Source organism: Bacillus methanolicus MGA3, assembly GCF_000724485.1.
Taxonomy (GTDB): domain Bacteria; phylum Bacillota; class Bacilli; order Bacillales; family Cytobacillaceae; genus Bacillus_Z; species Bacillus_Z methanolicus_A.
Window position 1 is genome coordinate 938,918 of the sequence record NZ_CP007739.1, and the last position, 15,300, is coordinate 954,217.

Sequence of the window (15,300 nt, forward strand, 5' to 3'; positions counted from 1 at the left end):
TCTTTACCATTTATTTTATTATTCAGTTTTACATATCACCAATCAACACATCTTTATCCCCTGTGTTTCCATCGGGTTACGAAAGGTAAATGTGTTGCTAACTGGTACTGAAAAGAATACTATCAAAAAAAAATAATGACTGTCAAAAATAAAAAATGAGAAAGGATCACTTTTAGAAGGATTCCAACACAAACAATGAATTCATACTGAAAGTGTCGGTGCTTGATGATAAATAATAAGTTTTTTAAATGGTTAATCCTTATTATAGGTTGTTCTGTTGTTCTATTGTTTATTTGTATTTTACCTGTAACAGCAAACAATAATAAAGGACGAAGTTTTTATGAAGAACCAGGAAAAGCGATTTGGGAAGTACCAACCAAAGAAAAAGTTATTGCATTGACATTCTATGATGGACCAAGTTCAAAATATACTCCACAAATTCTAGATGTTTTAAAACAACCTTCACTTTAACAAGTCTAATCTCCCTAGCCGATCCGGATTTTGACTACTTAAGACTTCATTAAATATTAATGTTGAAAAAACAAAAAGTTCCGATAACTTATAAAAACATGGTAATTTCCTTGTCTTATATCAATATGAAAGATTATGAAAATTCATATCTAATACGACGCATGTGGAATTAGTAAACAAAAATAGCACTGGAAATAAAAATTAGTGCTATTTTTTGTCTCTTAAATCACTACGGTGAACCACATACTACACACTAGAAAAAAATCTGCACAAAATTTGCACAAGAGGTACTTTAACATAATTAATTTATTTATTCTTTATTAACTCATTTGAACAAAAAACCTTTGAAATATCGCGTATTTTCAAGACACATTTTAATTCGATTTAACTCATTTTACGTATTTAACTCACTTGTTTTTCCCCTTTCTATTTTGACAGGGTAGAGGTCGCTGGTTCGAGCCCAGTCGGAATCATCAAAACGAGAAGCTTGAAGTCCTTGTATATCAAGGGTTTCAAGCTTTTTGTTTTTTATACACAATTTTACTTATTACATTGGTCACAAATGCAGTAGAATAGTTATTAAACAGTTGACTAGCAAGGCGATTAGACGCTTCTTTTTGTATGTTAGGTAAAACATTTGAATAAGTGTCCAGTGTTGTTTTTACGCTACTTTGATCTAATTGATCTGAATACAGATTAAAAAGATCAGAATTTTAACGGGATGTATTACGATTTAAAATAGTGTTCCAGTGGGGGAATGGACAAATTGTTGCGATTACACTAAAAGTATTGGATACTTCGAGTACGATTATTGAAGTTACCGAAGAAGGTTTTAAAGAAAATGATGAAGATTTAATATACTTTTAGAGGGGATTTTGTTAGAACTTACATATAGTATTTTAGGCCTTTTACCTTGGTATATCGTTAAGCTTTTAATCCTATTATTCGGTGGTGGGTTAATGGTTTTAAGTTTTATGTCTTAGTTACTAAAAAAGACAACCTTAACAATGTTTTTTTATTTTTAAGATTAAAGAGGAAATCCCCCTCACTGTGTCGAAATTAATAGAAAGAAGGGACGGTGTTAATATGGAAATTAAAAAATTAATTCAAGAAGGCGAAGAATTAAAAAATAATCTTAATAAAAGTAATTATGAAAAAATAATGGATTGGATTAGAAATTCACAATCGTATGTTGAGACAAAATATAAAGCTGTAGAATTTACTAAAACTTTCCGTTCAGCTGCTGAAAATTTTATTAATATGATTCAATCTCAAGGAACGTACAATGAGGACTACTTTAATCAATTAATAATTAGTTTAAAAGAATGCAAGGATTATGAAGCGTTTCTTTATGGTCGAACAGACGAAATTGAAAACATAAATGATTACATTATTTAGCACCCTATTTTTAAGGGTGCTTTCTTATTTTCCTGGAAATGGTGCAATCTCGCAACACATCTAAAAAAGAGTGAATAACTTGACAAGGTGTCCTTTTTATCTTGTTCTGCTTTTTTAGAAACGGTTAATGGAGGCGCGGATTTTATTTTCCAGCTGTTGTATATAAAATAGTAAAATAAAGGGAGATGAAAGGGTGTGAATACTTAGAAGAACAAGGAAAGAAAGCATACATTCCTTACAATACGTTTGACCAAGAGCAAAAGAGAACATGGAAAAAACGGATCGAACGAGTCGAAAACATGGAATATGATGAGGAATTCGATGAATTCATTTGTGCGAATGGACAACGTTTCACTTTTCAATATGAAACAAAGAAGGAATCAGACCACGGGTACCTATCAATCAAACGTCGATATCGATGCGATCAGTGTCAAGGTTGTCCATTCCAAAGTACTTGTGCAAAAGGAAAAACGTATCGCACCATCACCATTTCATTAAAGAATCAGATTCAAAGAAAGGAAGTAAAAGAACGATTACATTCTGACGATGGAAAAGAAAAATATCGACGTCGAAAGATTGATGTGGAAAGTGTGTACGGTCAAATCAAACAGAATCTAGACTTTCGACGTTTTCATTTACGAGGCCTCTCCAAAACGACTGTGGAATGGGGTCTAGTTTGCGTTGCACACAATTTTAAAAAGTGGCAAAAAATAAGGACACTTCAACAAGGGGAAATAAGGTAAACCCCTCAATCAAATGAAATTAACCTGAAAAAATACCATAAAATTAACAATAAATACCAAGGTTATACAAAAAAGCTGACTCATACATCGCTTAAAAGCGATGTTTTGAGTCAGCCCCCTTTTATTTATAGAAAATAAAAAAGGATTCCTTTAAGGAATCCTTGAGTTATTGAGTAATATTTTCAAGAAGAAAGTTTCTTTTTTTTATTTATTGTTGCCAGCTAATACTTCGACAAAAGCTTTTACATACTCGGGCAAATCTGGTGGACGGCGGCTTGAAACTAGATGTCCATCTACCACCACCGGCTCATCCAGCCAGTATGCTCCTGCATTCTCCATATCATCACGGATGCCAGGTGTGCTTGTTACCTTTTTTCCTTGCAAGATTTTCGCAGAAATTAGCACCCAACCAGCATGACAGATTTGACCAATCGGCTTTTTATTTTCTTCCATATGCTGTACTAACGCAATAACTTCCGGAAAACGGCGCAGTTTATCCGGTGCCCAGCCGCCTGGCACAAGAAGTGCATCATATTCGTCAGGATTGATATCACCGAATGCAAAATGAGATTCTGCTGGAACCCCATATTTGCCGATATACGTTTCTTTTGCCTTCTCCCCAGCAAGATGGATAACCGCACCTTCTTCACGCAAACGAAGAATAGGATACCAAAGCTCCAAATCCTCAAACTCATGATGAACAAGGCTAACAATTTTCTTATCTTTTAATCGCACTAACAGAACACCTCCTAAATTGGCATAATTTTATTATTAATCAAAATAATTAATAAAGTTATAATAAAGGCTTTCAAGTGTCTTTTGCAAGAAAAAATTATAAGAGCAAGAATGCTGTGAAGAGAAACGGAACCTTCTGTTCAACAAGGCCAATGTATTGTAATATTATTTAACCGATGTGTGTTGGTTTAATCGAGTTTTTCTAAGATTCGAATGATTTTGTTGATAGCGTAGTCCAAGTCAAATAAATCATCCTCATTAAGTTTGCTTATCCAGTTACAGAATAAGTGATGGAATTCATCCAAACGTTTAATCACGGTGTTTTTTCCTTTTTCGGTTAACATTATTTTGACGAACCGCTTATCGTTGGTGTCTTGCACTTTTATTACGTAATCCTTTTCTTCCAATTTTTTAATCAGAGGAGTCAATTGTTGTTTGGAAATGCTAATGTTTTGTGCCAACTGAGTCAATGAGACTCCATCCTTGGTATAGAACAGTTCTTCCAAAATATGAAATTGCAAATGGGTCAAACCCGACGGTTTTGGAATAGGGGTATTCTTTGTAACAGACTTGTTCAATTTGCTGTAAAACAGTGGAATAAGCCGGATAAAACTCTCTGAGATTTGCTTAGTGTTCGAAGTCAATACCATACATCCCCTTTCCTAATCTTCAAAAACAAATTAAAAATTAGTAAATAAACTTTTATTATATATTCGAAAAATAAGTTGTATTTTATATAATTTCGCATAAATTAGCGGAATATGCTTAAGGTTATGTAAATAAAAATTAACTATATTTAATAAAGATAGACAATATTTATTTACCAATAAACTTATCACATTGTAATTTATTAATCTACTTAGATATTTAATTTTTAAAGTGGGTAAAACGAGGCAACTATATTTGGAAATGGTTCGTTGGGTAATCATCATTTCTTATCCAAATTACTTCCACTTATTAAATAATATCCACTTCCGTTTAAAATGGAACAAGACAACAAAGGAAAATAAATGGCAAAGCGAGAATATATTTAAAAGAGAATTTTTTAAGGAGCTGCATACGAATGATTAGCACGTTTACAATGTCGGGCATGGTGATTCAACTTCTTATTTCACTGTTATTTCCGGTTGGTTTATTGATTTATTTGCGTAAAAAACAATTGTTTTCGTGGAAGCCGTTAGGTGTAGGGATTCTTATTTTTATTTTATTTTCACAAATTCTTGAAAAAGCTTTGCATATTTTCATGATTGATTCTAGCGGAACTTCGCTCAAATGGTCGGACAGTAAATTTTTTTTCGTATTGTATGCTGCATTGTCGGCAGGAATTTTTGAAGAATTAGGCCGATATTTCGGATTTAAATGGATGTTGAAAAAGCATCGGGAGTATAAAGATGGGGTGTCGTATGGATTAGGTCACGGAGGCATTGAAGCGATTTTAATAGGGATGTTTAGTGCCATAAACGCGTTAGTATTGGGAACTTTAATTAACTCTGGAGTGTTTGACCAAACGATCGCCAAAAGTTTGCCCGCAGACCAAGTTGCGATGTTAAAAGAAAGGATTATTGGTACACAATTTTGGGAATATGTATTGGGAGGCCTTGAACGCGTTTTTGCAATCGCTTTTCATATTGCGCTATCATTATTAGTTTTACTTGGTATTCGTGAAAATCGTTTTATCTTTGTCATTAACGCAGTTCTTTTACACGCATTGATAGACGTAATTCCGGCACTTTACCAAACAGGAGTTGTTACAAATATTTGGATTGTCGAACTTGTACTCGCTATTTTCGGTATCACATCAATCATTTTTACTATGAGAATAAGAAAGAGATATCAAAGTAAAGACTCCCTTCCTCTTTAAGGTGGGGGTTTCTTTTAAGAAAGGCAAATAGTATATACATCGTTCTAAATGCACATAAAAGGTTAAGTAAATAAGATAACAAGATCGTAAGCGATTATTTTAGTATTTCTCGAATATAAGTAAAGATTTTTTGGAAAGCGCTTACATAATCTATTTTCCGATCGTATACTAAGTATAGGAGTATTTTTTTCAATACGAGGGGGATGAGGATGGAAAATTTAGAAAGACAATTCCAAACGTTGGTCATTCATCATGGCTATGATTCAAAGGAACACCTCGGAAGTTTGTCGGTGCCAATTTATCAAACGTCAACGTTTACTTTTGATACGGCGGAACAGGGAGAAGCTCGTTTTGCAGGAAGAGAGGAAGGCTATGTTTATTCAAGGCTTGCCAATCCAACCGTAAGGGCACTTGAAGAGAAAATGGCATGTTTAGAAGGCGGCGAGGCAGCTTTGGCATTTGGTTCAGGGATGGCGGCCGTGTCAGCTGTACTGATTGCACTAACGAAAGCTAATGACCATATTATTTGTTCGCAAGGAGTATACGGCTGCACGTTCGGATTATTGCAGTTATTCAAGAAGAAATTTAACATTTCGCACGATTTTTGTTCGATGCAAACAGAAGAAGAGATTGATCGACTCATACGTCCAGAAACGGTTTGTATTTATGTAGAAACACCGATAAATCCAACGATGAAACTTGTTGATTTAGAAATGGTCGTGAAGATAGCGAAAGAGCATGGGATTAAAGTAGTTGTGGATAATACGTTTTGTTCGCCATACTTGCAAAAACCGCTGCTCTTCGGCTGTGACGTTGTCGTTCATAGTGCGACAAAATATATAGGCGGCCACGGTGACTCCGTTGCCGGAATTGCTGTTGGAAGTAAGGAATTTATGAAAGAAGTGGCAAAGACAACACAAAAAGATATCGGTTGCATTATTTCCCCATTTGATGCTTGGTTATTATTAAGAGGTCTTAAAACATTGCCTGTGAGAATGGATCGTCACTGCGAAAATGCCGAAACAATTGCCAATCTTCTAAAAGAACATCCTCTCGTATATAAAGTCTACTATCCTCACGATCCAGACAAATCAGATTATACAATTAGCCAAAAACAAATGAAATATGGTGGTGGTCTTGTTTCTTTTGAAATCAAAGGTACGAAACAAGATGTTCAACGTTTTTTAAACCGCCTTCAACTCATTAAAATCGCGGTGAGTTTGGGTGATACGGAAACACTCATTCAACATCCAGCCACGATGACTCATGCTGTTGTACCAGAAGAGGTAAGAAAGAACATGGGCATAAGCGATCAACTCATTCGCTTATCCGTTGGCCTTGAGGCATGGGAAGATATTTGGCAAGATTTGAATCAGGCGCTTAGTTCATTATCGATTCTATGAAAATTCGAATTAATTTTTCGGAAAATTTATATTATTCCCGGAAAAACCATTACTTTTTCCGGGAAGCTCAAAATAAATAAGAGTTATCAACCTTAAACACGTATTAAAAACTAATAGGCTGAAACTTATGTATAAATATTTTTTTATTGGATTAGTCCTTACGATTATTAACTTATTCCTGGGAGTAAACTTTCATAATTGGAACTTACTATTTAATATAACGGCCTTAGCTGTTCTCATTCCCTTTATGATATCTGGTATTTTAATCGGTGCATTTGTAAGTGGAGATAGAATGAGAGGAAACTTTTATTCCGAAACAAAAGAAGACAGGGAAAGCAATAGGAAATGGGCTTCAAAATTTTTTTAATTGGTCTTCCAAATTTCATTATGTTAATAGTATTAATTATGTTAAATAATTTATTACAATAACTAAATAATTGAGAATTAACTTATCATTTGGTTATAGTAAAGTTAAATCTTAGAGGATGAGGGAAGCATAATGTCTAAAAAGTCAAAACAACCAAAGAAATCAAAGCGCTTAGCTAGTTTTTCGCTTGCTGTTATGGGGACTGGTTTTGTCGCAACAATTCCTTTTCAAGGCTCGTTTCTAGGAGAATTACTGCAAGGTGGCTTTGAAGCGGGGCTTGTGGGGGGATTAGCTGATTGGTTCGCAGTTACTGCCTTATTCCGACATCCAATGGGGTTGCCCATTCCCCATACGGCTCTTTTGCCTAAAAATCGGCAAAGAATAACAAAAACGCTTGTCTCGACACTTGAAAATGACTGGCTTTCAAAAGAAAGCATTAGGAATAAAATTAAACAAATTAATTTTACAGAGAAAATTTTGTCAGTCCTTGAGAGAGAGATTCATTCAGTTTCAGTCAAAAAGAGTGCTGTGTCACTTGCCGAACAACTTATAAGTCAAATTAATCTTGAAAAAGTTACTCCCTTAATTGAAAAAGAAATAAAGTCTACTTTCGATTCAATTGAAGTGAGCACTATCCTTCAGTCTGCCATCAACCAAGTGCTAAATCGTGGATATGATGAGAAGGCGTTAGATTATCTTCTAGGCAAGTCAGAGGAATGGATAAAAAAAGGTGAAACGAAGAATCAACTCGGCAAGCTGGCAATTCGTACTCTTGACAATTTAGAGTTAGACGGTTTTCTGCAGTTTGCGCTGAAATCTTTTCAGCATTTATTAAATGAAGAAAAACTCGGCAGCATATTACAAAACCTGCTTCTTAGTGTAGTAAGCAGTTTGCGCAAGTTAGATGATACGAACAGGAAGTCTTTGCTTCTACATATTCGTACGGAATTGAAAAACATACAAGATGATATGAAGTTACTGGAAGAAATTAAAAAATGGAAGGACAAGCTTATTGCTGATTGGGAGCCTGCTGAAGAAATAACTGAAGTTTTGCAAAAAACACAGCAGAAAGCATTGGCCTTTGTTAAAGACAGCAAGTTTTTAGAGATGTATCTCCTGCCATTTTTAACTCGATTACTGAATAATCTAAAGGAAGATCAAGAAAAAATCACAACCATTGAAAACTGGATACAAAAGCAATTCTCCAACCTTCTTGAAGAGAATCATTCAAAAATTGGTATGCTTGTGCAGGAGAATCTTGATAAGTTAGATGATGAAACGCTTATACATATGATGGAAAATAACATTGGAAAAGACTTGCAGTGGATTCGGGTGAATGGAGCCGTTTGCGGTTTTATTATCGGGATTTTCTTAACGATAATTAAAGCAATAATTTAGCACATTTTTCTGTGGTAAAGGGGCGGAGCTTCGCCAATAAAAATAGAAATGTTAATCGCTTGAACAAAAACCTTGTTTGGTATTGAAAATATTTTGTGCCTGGCTCCGCTCACACGGCTTTATTTCAATTGGTTGGCATAAATTAATCAAAAGTGCCAGTATAAAATACTTGATAGAAGGGAAGGGAATTTCATGGAAAAGTATGTTTTATCATTAGATCAGGGTACAACAAGTTCTCGAGCAATTCTTTTTAATAAAAACGGAAAGATTGTTCACGTTTCTCAAAAAGAATTCACACAATATTTCCCAAAGCCGGGCTGGGTTGAACATAATGCTAATGAAATTTGGGGTTCAATTTTAGCTGTCATTGCAGGTGTTTTATCAGAATCAGGTGTAAAACCTGGCCAGATAGCAGCAATAGGAATCACCAACCAGCGTGAAACAACAGTTGTTTGGGATAAAGAAACAGGTAACCCTGTTTATAATGCTATTGTTTGGCAATCGAGACAAACAAACAGTATTTGTGAGGAGTTGAAAGAAAAAGGGTACGATCATATTTTTCGGGAAAAAACTGGGTTGTTGATCGACGCATATTTCTCAGGAACAAAAGTTAAATGGATCCTTGATCATGTAGCGGGTGCTAGAGAGAAAGCAGAACAGGGAAAATTATTGTTCGGCACGATTGATACATGGCTAATTTGGAAGCTCTCCGGAGGCCGAGCTCATGTAACTGACTACAGTAATGCATCCCGCACACTAATGTTCAATATTCACGAATTGAAATGGGACGAAGAATTGTTGGATATTCTTTGTATTCCGAAATCGATGCTGCCTGAAGTAAGACCTTCTTCAGAAATCTACGCAAACACAATCGATTATCACTTCTTTGGAAAAGAAGTACCCATTGCTGGAGCAGCCGGCGACCAGCAGGCAGCCCTTTTCGGCCAAGCTTGCTTTGAAGAAGGAATGGCGAAAAATACGTATGGAACCGGCTGCTTTATGCTAATGAACACAGGAGAGAAAGCTGTACGTTCAGAACATGGACTTTTAACAACCATTGCCTGGGGGTTAAGTGATAAGGTAGAATACGCGCTTGAAGGCAGTATTTTTGTTGCTGGTTCGGTTATTCAATGGCTCCGTGACGGTTTGAGAATGTTGAAAAATGCGAAAGATAGTGAAGACTATGCAGTAAAAGTTGAATCAACTGAAGGTGTTTACGTAGTACCAGCCTTTGTCGGTTTAGGTACTCCTTATTGGGATAGCGATGTAAGAGGTGCGGTTTTTGGTCTCACCCGAGGAACTAGCAAAGAACATTTTATTCGTGCAACATTGGAGTCTCTTGCTTACCAAACAAAAGATGTATTGTCTGCAATGGAAGCGGATTCAGGAATTAAGCTGAAAACGCTCCGTGTTGATGGCGGTGCAGTCATGAACAATTTTTTAATGGAATTCCAGAGTGATATATTAAATGTTCCAGTCGAAAGACCTGTAGTAAACGAAACAACTGCTTTAGGAGCTGCATATCTAGCAGGTTTAGCGGTAGGGTACTGGGATAGTCAAGAAGAAATTGCGGCTCAATGGGCGATCGACCGCTCATTTGAACCGCAAATGTCTGATGAAGTCCGTGACCAGCTTTACAGTGGATGGAAGAAAGCCGTAAAAGCTGCGATGGCCTTTAAGTAAAAATTCAAACTGTTGATATTGTATTTGGATAAGTCGATATCTGATTTCATAAACGGGGCTGGCCTATTGCTTTTGAATCAGCCCTGCTTTTTTGCATAAAGAAAAAACGAAAAATTTCTAAATTTGATATAATATTATATTATTATGATAAATTCGAATCTATCAACTGAGAGCACTTTCACATTTAAGATTATTGAGTTTGCATGTTTTTAAAATAAATATTTTTATGTAAAAGTGTAAGGGGGATAAAAGATGAAAAAATTAATTAATCAACCAGAAAATGTTGTGCAAGAAATGATAGAGGGTTTTGTGGCTGCATATCCAAATCGATTAAAGCAAGTTCCTAACACGAATGTAATTGTTCGTGCCGATGCACCTGTTCAAGGAAAGGTTGGAATTGTTAGTGGAGGAGGGAGCGGTCATGAACCTGCACACGGAGGGTATGTTGGTAAAGGAATGCTGGATGGAGCGGTTGTCGGCGAAGTTTTTACTTCACCTACCCCTGACCAAGTTTTGGAAGCGATCAAAGCTGTTGATGGCGGCAAGGGTGTTCTCCTTATCATTAAAAACTACACCGGCGATGTAATGAATTTTGAGATGGCTGCGGAACTAGCGGAAGCAGAAGGAATTCAAGTATCAAAAGTGATCGTAAATGATGATGTAGCAGTAGAAAATTCTACATATACAGTCGGCAGAAGAGGAATTGCTGGGACGGTTTTTGTCCATAAAATTTCTGGTGCTTTAGCTGAAAAGGGAGCTTCTTTGGAAGAAGTAACAGCCGTGGCAAACAAGGTAGTTGAGAATCTAAGTTCAATGGGGATGGCGTTAACGCCTTGTACTGTGCCTGCTGCAGGAAAACCTAGCTTTACTATTGGAGAATCAGAAATGGAAATTGGAATGGGCATCCATGGGGAACCTGGAATTGAAAGAAGTGAGATGAAAACAGCTGATGAAGTGGCAGAAATTCTTCTTAACAAAGTGCTTGATCAGCTGCAATTAAGTGAAAACGACAAAGTTGCCGTTATGATTAACGGACTTGGAGCAACTCCATTGATGGAGCTGTATATTGTAAATAATAAAGTATCAAAAATTTTGAAGGAGAAAAATATTATTGTCTATGAGACTTTTATAGGAGAATATATGACATCTCTGGAAATGGCAGGTTGTTCGATTACCCTTCTTCGCCTTGATGATCAACTGATAGAGCTGTTAGATGCTAGTGCTGATACAATCGCTTTTAAGAAATAAACAGAAAGGAGTATTTTTATGAGTTTTGGTGTGGAAGAAGCTAAATTGTGGTTAAAACAATTGAATGAGGTTTACCAGCAGCAAAAAATGTATTTGACAGAATTAGACCAGGCTATAGGTGATGGGGATCACGGAATTAATATGGCCAGAGGCTTTAACGAGGTGATTCAAAAAATCGAAAATACTTCTTATGATGATTTAGGTACTCTATTTAAGGAAACAGGGATGATTTTACTTTCAAAAGTAGGCGGTGCATCAGGCCCTTTGTATGGAACTGCTTTTATAAAAGCAGCTGCATCATTAAAAGATAAGAAAGAAATTACCATAACAGAATTAACGGAAGCGTTAACGGAGGCATTGGAAGGAATAAAAACAAGAGGTAAAGCCAGCTATCATGAAAAGACAATGATCGATGTCTGGATACCAGTAGTGGACTTCTTAAAGTCTTATGGCGAGGATCTGAATTGGGATGACTTAATGGAATTATCCAATAAAAAAATGAAAGAAACAAAGGAATTAGAGGCAAAAAAAGGAAGAGCTTCTTATCTGGGTCCACGCTCGGTCGGACATATTGATCCCGGGGCTGCATCTTCTCATTTCTTCTTTACAGAATTAGCAAAAGTTTGCAAAGGAGTACAATTATGAATCATGTAGGCATTGTTTTAATTTCTCATAGTCCGGAAATAGTAAAGGGATTGGAGTCTCTGTTAAAACAAATTCAGGAAAATGTTCCTCTAGCGGTTGCTGGCGGTACGGATGACAATGAGATCGGTACAGATGTGTTTAAAATTAAGCAAGCAATAGAATCCGTTTATTCAGAAAAGGGAGTTGTTATCCTGTTTGATTTAGGAAGTGCTCTCATTAATGCTGAAATGGCGATTGAAATGCTCGAAAATCATCCAAATATAAAAATTGCTGATGCTCCTCTTGTGGAGGGAGCATATGCAGCAGTGGTCGAAGCTGGAATTGGCAGCACTTTGGAGGAGGTTGTCGCTGCAGCGGAGGCAGCAAAAAATTTACAAAAGGTCCATTGATAGGCTTACCAATGAGGTGAACATTATGATAGAAAGACAAATTTCGATTTCAATAGAAAATGGTCTCCATGCAAGACCGGCCGCAGAACTTGTAAAAAAACTAAACCAGTTCAAAAGTACAGTCTTTTTTTATGATGGAGAAAAGAAAATTAATCCGAAAAGCGTTTTAAGCATGATGACAGCTTCGATTAAACAAGGGCAAACGATTCGTGTAACCGTAGATGGAATTGATGAAGAAGAAACTATGAATTGGCTTATAAATAATTTATAAAAGGCGACGAGGACATAGCCCCCGTCGCTTTTTTGCATCATTAAAGATGAGGGCAAGACCCCCAATTAAACTTTCTTTTGTACAGGTAAACCTAGACCTTTTGCAACCCGTATTCCGTATTCTGGATCTGCTTTATAGAAGTGCGCAATTTGGCGAAGTTTAATTTCTTCTTTTTCAACAGACTTCATTGAATTAACTATGTTTTCAACGAGACGTGCTTGTTCTTCCGCGCTTATCAAACGGTAAAGATCGCCTGCTTGTGTGTAATGGTCATCATGATTATATGAAACGCTGTCAGCTATACCGGATACAGAATAAGAGGTTGTTTTGTTTTCTTTTGATTCTGTTGGTCCGTCAAAGCTGTTAGGTTCATAATAAACAGATCCTCCGCCATTTTTGTCAAAACGCATTGCGCCATCACGCTGGTAGTTATTTGCTTCCACTTTTGGGCTGTTGATTGGAAGCAAGTTATGATTTGGACCTACGCGGTAACGGGCTGCATCAGAGTATGCAAACAAGCGGCCTTGAAGCATTTTATCTGGAGAAGGTTCGATGCCAGGCACCATTTGGCCAGGTGAAAATGCAGCTTGTTCAACTTCTGCAAAATAATTTTCCGGGTTTCTGTTAAGCACCATCCGGCCAACTTCGATTAAAGGATAGTCTTTTTGAGACCAAACTTTCGTGACATCGAATGGATCCCATCGATAAGTATTTGCATCTTCTAATGGCATGATCTGCACAAAGAGTTTCCAAGCTGGATAATCGCCTTTTTCAATCGCATTGAATAAATCTTCTGTATGATAATCAGGATTTTCCCCGGCAATCTTTGCGGCAATATCAGGGGCCAAATTTTTGATACCTTGCTCAGTCTTAAAGTGATATTTCACCCATACGCCCTTCCCTTCAGCATTCACCCATTTGAATGTATGGCTGCCAAATCCATGCATGTGGCGGAATGTAGCTGGAATACCGCGGTCAGACATTAAAATGGTTACTTGATGAAGTGATTCTGGTGAGAGAGACCAAAAATCCCATACGGCTGTTGGGTTTTTTAAATGAGTTTTCGGATCTCTTTTTTGTGAATGAATGAAATCAGGGAATTTGATCGCATCGCGAATAAAGAAAATAGGTGTGTTGTTGCCAACTAAATCGTAGTTCCCGTCTTCTGTATAGAATTTGACAGCAAATCCGCGAGGGTCACGGACTGTATCAGCAGAACCAGCTTCTCCGGCTACAGTTGAGAAACGGATAAATACAGGTGTGCGTTTTCCAATTTCGGATAAGAATTTTGCTTTTGTATACTTCGTTACGTCATTTGTGACTTCGAAGTAGCCGTGCGCCCCTGCACCTTTCGCATGGACAACACGTTCAGGTATACGTTCACGGTTAAAATGCGCAAGCTTTTCCAAAAGATATACGTCTTGTATCAAAGTAGGACCGCGCTGTCCGGCAGTCATTGAATTTTGGTTATCGCCAACAGGAGCACCCCAGCTTGTAGTAAGTTTTTTCTTATTTGTGGTCACGATTAGATCACCTCAGATAAATTGATTATTGATAATTATAAAGATAATACTTATTAATAAAAATAAATACTATTTTATAATTATTTTAACAAAATAAATAGATTAAAATAATAATAGATGATGGAGAAATGCAGCGATTTTTCAAACATGGAACTACTTAAAAAAACGAAGATTGTTTCACAATATACATATGTTAGATGAGCGTTTTCCATTCTAAAACATTACAAAGCAAAAATATGTATCTTGTTAACTCAATTTTTAATAGCGCAGCTCCGCCCCTTTTCTACACAAAAATGGACTGCTTCTATAAAGTCAGTCCATTTTACTGATGGTTTGGAGAAGATTAACATAATCGTTTGTAGAGCCGATATCAAATCGATTGCCTTCAATAATTTTTCCAAAGCATTTATCTGTTTGGAGCATTGTTTTGATTGCATCTGTCAGCTGAATTTCACCGCCGGCACCTGGTTTAAGATTTTCAAGATGGGAAAAAATTTGCGGGGTAAATATATATCTTCCAATAACCGCAAGATTCGAAGGAGGATTTTCTTTCGGTTTTTCAACGATATCATCAAGCTGGAACGTTCCGGGTTTGATTTCAGCCCCTTTAATAACCCCATAATTCTTAAGGAATGCGGGTTTGACAACATTTAATCCGATCACACTCTTCTGATGCTTCGTATAGTCTTCAATAAGTTGTTTTAACCCGGGAGTTTTTTTCGAAAGAACAATATCATCAGGAAGAAGAACGGCGAAAGGTTCGTTTCCAATAAAATGTTTTCCGAGCCGGACGGCATCACCCAACCCTTTTGGATAAGACTGGCGGGTATAGTACATTTCTGCATCCGGGATTTTATGCTGTTTCAATAAGTGCTGTTTATTTTCCCGTTCCAGAAAAACTTCTAACCCAAGAGAATCATCAAAATAATCGAGGATCAGTCCTTTTCGTTTTGAAACAACGATTAATATTTGTTCAATTCCCGAATCAAGAGCTTCTTCAACAATATAATGGATCGCTGGTTTGACTCCCACTGGGAACATTTCTTTTGGAATAACTTTCGTAATCGGAAGACTGCGTGTTCCATATCCGGCTGCAGGTATGATCGCTTTTCTTATCAAGAATATCTCCCCTTAAAAACATTGTTGCTCCTATTCTATTCGGACA

16 protein-coding genes and 1 pseudogene are annotated in these 15,300 nt (G+C 36.6%); 13 read left to right on the forward strand and 4 right to left on the reverse strand.

The genetic code is table 11. The features are described from left to right. Positions 1–225: 225 nt before the first annotated feature. The 4 genes and pseudogenes from BMMGA3_RS04670 to BMMGA3_RS04680 form a co-directional block, all read left to right on the forward strand. The gene (locus BMMGA3_RS04670) at positions 226–471 is read left to right on the forward strand and encodes a polysaccharide deacetylase family protein (protein WP_004433681.1); all 246 of its coding nucleotides are present in this window, start codon (positions 226–228) and stop codon (positions 469–471) included. A 741-nt stretch (positions 472–1,212) separates the two neighbouring features. Continuing rightward, positions 1,213–1,338: an SRPBCC family protein gene (locus BMMGA3_RS18220; protein WP_004433682.1), complete on the forward strand. Its 126-nt coding sequence runs from the start codon at positions 1,213–1,215 to the stop codon at positions 1,336–1,338. A gap of 219 nt (positions 1,339–1,557) precedes the next feature. After that, a complete protein-coding gene (locus tag BMMGA3_RS04675) occupies positions 1,558–1,869 on the forward strand; it encodes a hypothetical protein (protein WP_050943014.1) in 312 nt (103 codons plus the stop codon). Between the two features lie 200 nt (positions 1,870–2,069). Beyond that, positions 2,070–2,612 (forward strand): annotated as a pseudogene (locus tag BMMGA3_RS04680) (IS1182 family transposase); the annotation flags it as partial. 204 nt (positions 2,613–2,816) lie between these two features. Here BMMGA3_RS04680 and BMMGA3_RS04685 read toward each other — a convergent pair. Beyond that, positions 2,817–3,347, reverse strand: coding sequence for a type 1 glutamine amidotransferase domain-containing protein (locus BMMGA3_RS04685; protein WP_004433687.1), 531 nt, complete (start codon positions 3,345–3,347; stop codon positions 2,817–2,819). Between the two features lie 188 nt (positions 3,348–3,535). Next, entirely contained in the window at positions 3,536–3,997 is a 462-nt protein-coding gene (locus tag BMMGA3_RS04690) for a MarR family winged helix-turn-helix transcriptional regulator (protein WP_004433688.1), read from the reverse strand. A gap of 413 nt (positions 3,998–4,410) precedes the next feature. On the opposite strand from BMMGA3_RS04690, the gene BMMGA3_RS04695 reads away from it, so the two are divergent. The 9 genes from BMMGA3_RS04695 to BMMGA3_RS04735 all read left to right on the forward strand — a co-directional run bounded on the left by BMMGA3_RS04695 (position 4,411) and on the right by BMMGA3_RS04735 (position 12,612). Further along, on the forward strand, positions 4,411–5,208 hold the full coding sequence (locus BMMGA3_RS04695; protein WP_004433690.1) for a YhfC family intramembrane metalloprotease: 798 nt from the start codon (positions 4,411–4,413) through the stop codon (positions 5,206–5,208). A gap of 209 nt (positions 5,209–5,417) precedes the next feature. Then, on the forward strand, positions 5,418–6,611 hold the full coding sequence (gene megL, locus BMMGA3_RS04700; protein ID WP_004433691.1) for a methionine gamma-lyase: 1,194 nt from the start codon (positions 5,418–5,420) through the stop codon (positions 6,609–6,611). 127 nt (positions 6,612–6,738) lie between these two features. Further along, positions 6,739–6,978 carry a DUF5316 family protein gene (locus tag BMMGA3_RS04705; protein WP_004433692.1) on the forward strand — a complete coding sequence of 80 codons (240 nt, stop codon included), beginning with the start codon at positions 6,739–6,741 and terminating at the stop codon, positions 6,976–6,978. A 132-nt stretch (positions 6,979–7,110) separates the two neighbouring features. After that, positions 7,111–8,376, forward strand: coding sequence for a DUF445 domain-containing protein (locus BMMGA3_RS04710; RefSeq protein ID WP_004433693.1), 1,266 nt, complete (start codon positions 7,111–7,113; stop codon positions 8,374–8,376). 192 nt (positions 8,377–8,568) lie between these two features. Beyond that, positions 8,569–10,059 (forward strand): glycerol kinase GlpK, encoded by a 1,491-nt coding sequence (gene glpK, locus BMMGA3_RS04715; RefSeq protein WP_004433694.1) that lies wholly within the window; start codon positions 8,569–8,571, stop codon positions 10,057–10,059. A 252-nt stretch (positions 10,060–10,311) separates the two neighbouring features. Beyond that, on the forward strand, positions 10,312–11,307 hold the full coding sequence (gene dhaK / locus BMMGA3_RS04720) for a dihydroxyacetone kinase subunit DhaK (RefSeq protein ID WP_004433696.1): 996 nt from the start codon (positions 10,312–10,314) through the stop codon (positions 11,305–11,307). 18 nt (positions 11,308–11,325) lie between these two features. After that, complete coding sequence (dhaL, locus tag BMMGA3_RS04725) at positions 11,326–11,952, forward strand: dihydroxyacetone kinase subunit DhaL (protein WP_004433698.1); 627 nt, start codon at positions 11,326–11,328, stop codon at positions 11,950–11,952. Further along, positions 11,949–12,341, forward strand: coding sequence for a dihydroxyacetone kinase phosphoryl donor subunit DhaM (dhaM, locus tag BMMGA3_RS04730; RefSeq protein ID WP_004433700.1), 393 nt, complete (start codon positions 11,949–11,951; stop codon positions 12,339–12,341). The genes dhaL and dhaM overlap by 4 nt, the downstream gene beginning before the upstream one ends. A 25-nt stretch (positions 12,342–12,366) precedes the next feature. Continuing rightward, on the forward strand, positions 12,367–12,612 hold the full coding sequence (locus BMMGA3_RS04735) for an HPr family phosphocarrier protein (RefSeq protein WP_004433702.1): 246 nt from the start codon (positions 12,367–12,369) through the stop codon (positions 12,610–12,612). A 65-nt stretch (positions 12,613–12,677) separates the two neighbouring features. On the opposite strand, the gene katA is transcribed toward BMMGA3_RS04735, so the two are convergent. After that, positions 12,678–14,135 (reverse strand): catalase KatA, encoded by a 1,458-nt coding sequence (gene katA / locus BMMGA3_RS04740; protein ID WP_004433703.1) that lies wholly within the window; start codon positions 14,133–14,135, stop codon positions 12,678–12,680. Between the two features lie 312 nt (positions 14,136–14,447). After that, positions 14,448–15,254, reverse strand: coding sequence for a UTP--glucose-1-phosphate uridylyltransferase (locus BMMGA3_RS04745; protein WP_004433706.1), 807 nt, complete (start codon positions 15,252–15,254; stop codon positions 14,448–14,450). Positions 15,255–15,300: the final 46 nt, after the last annotated feature.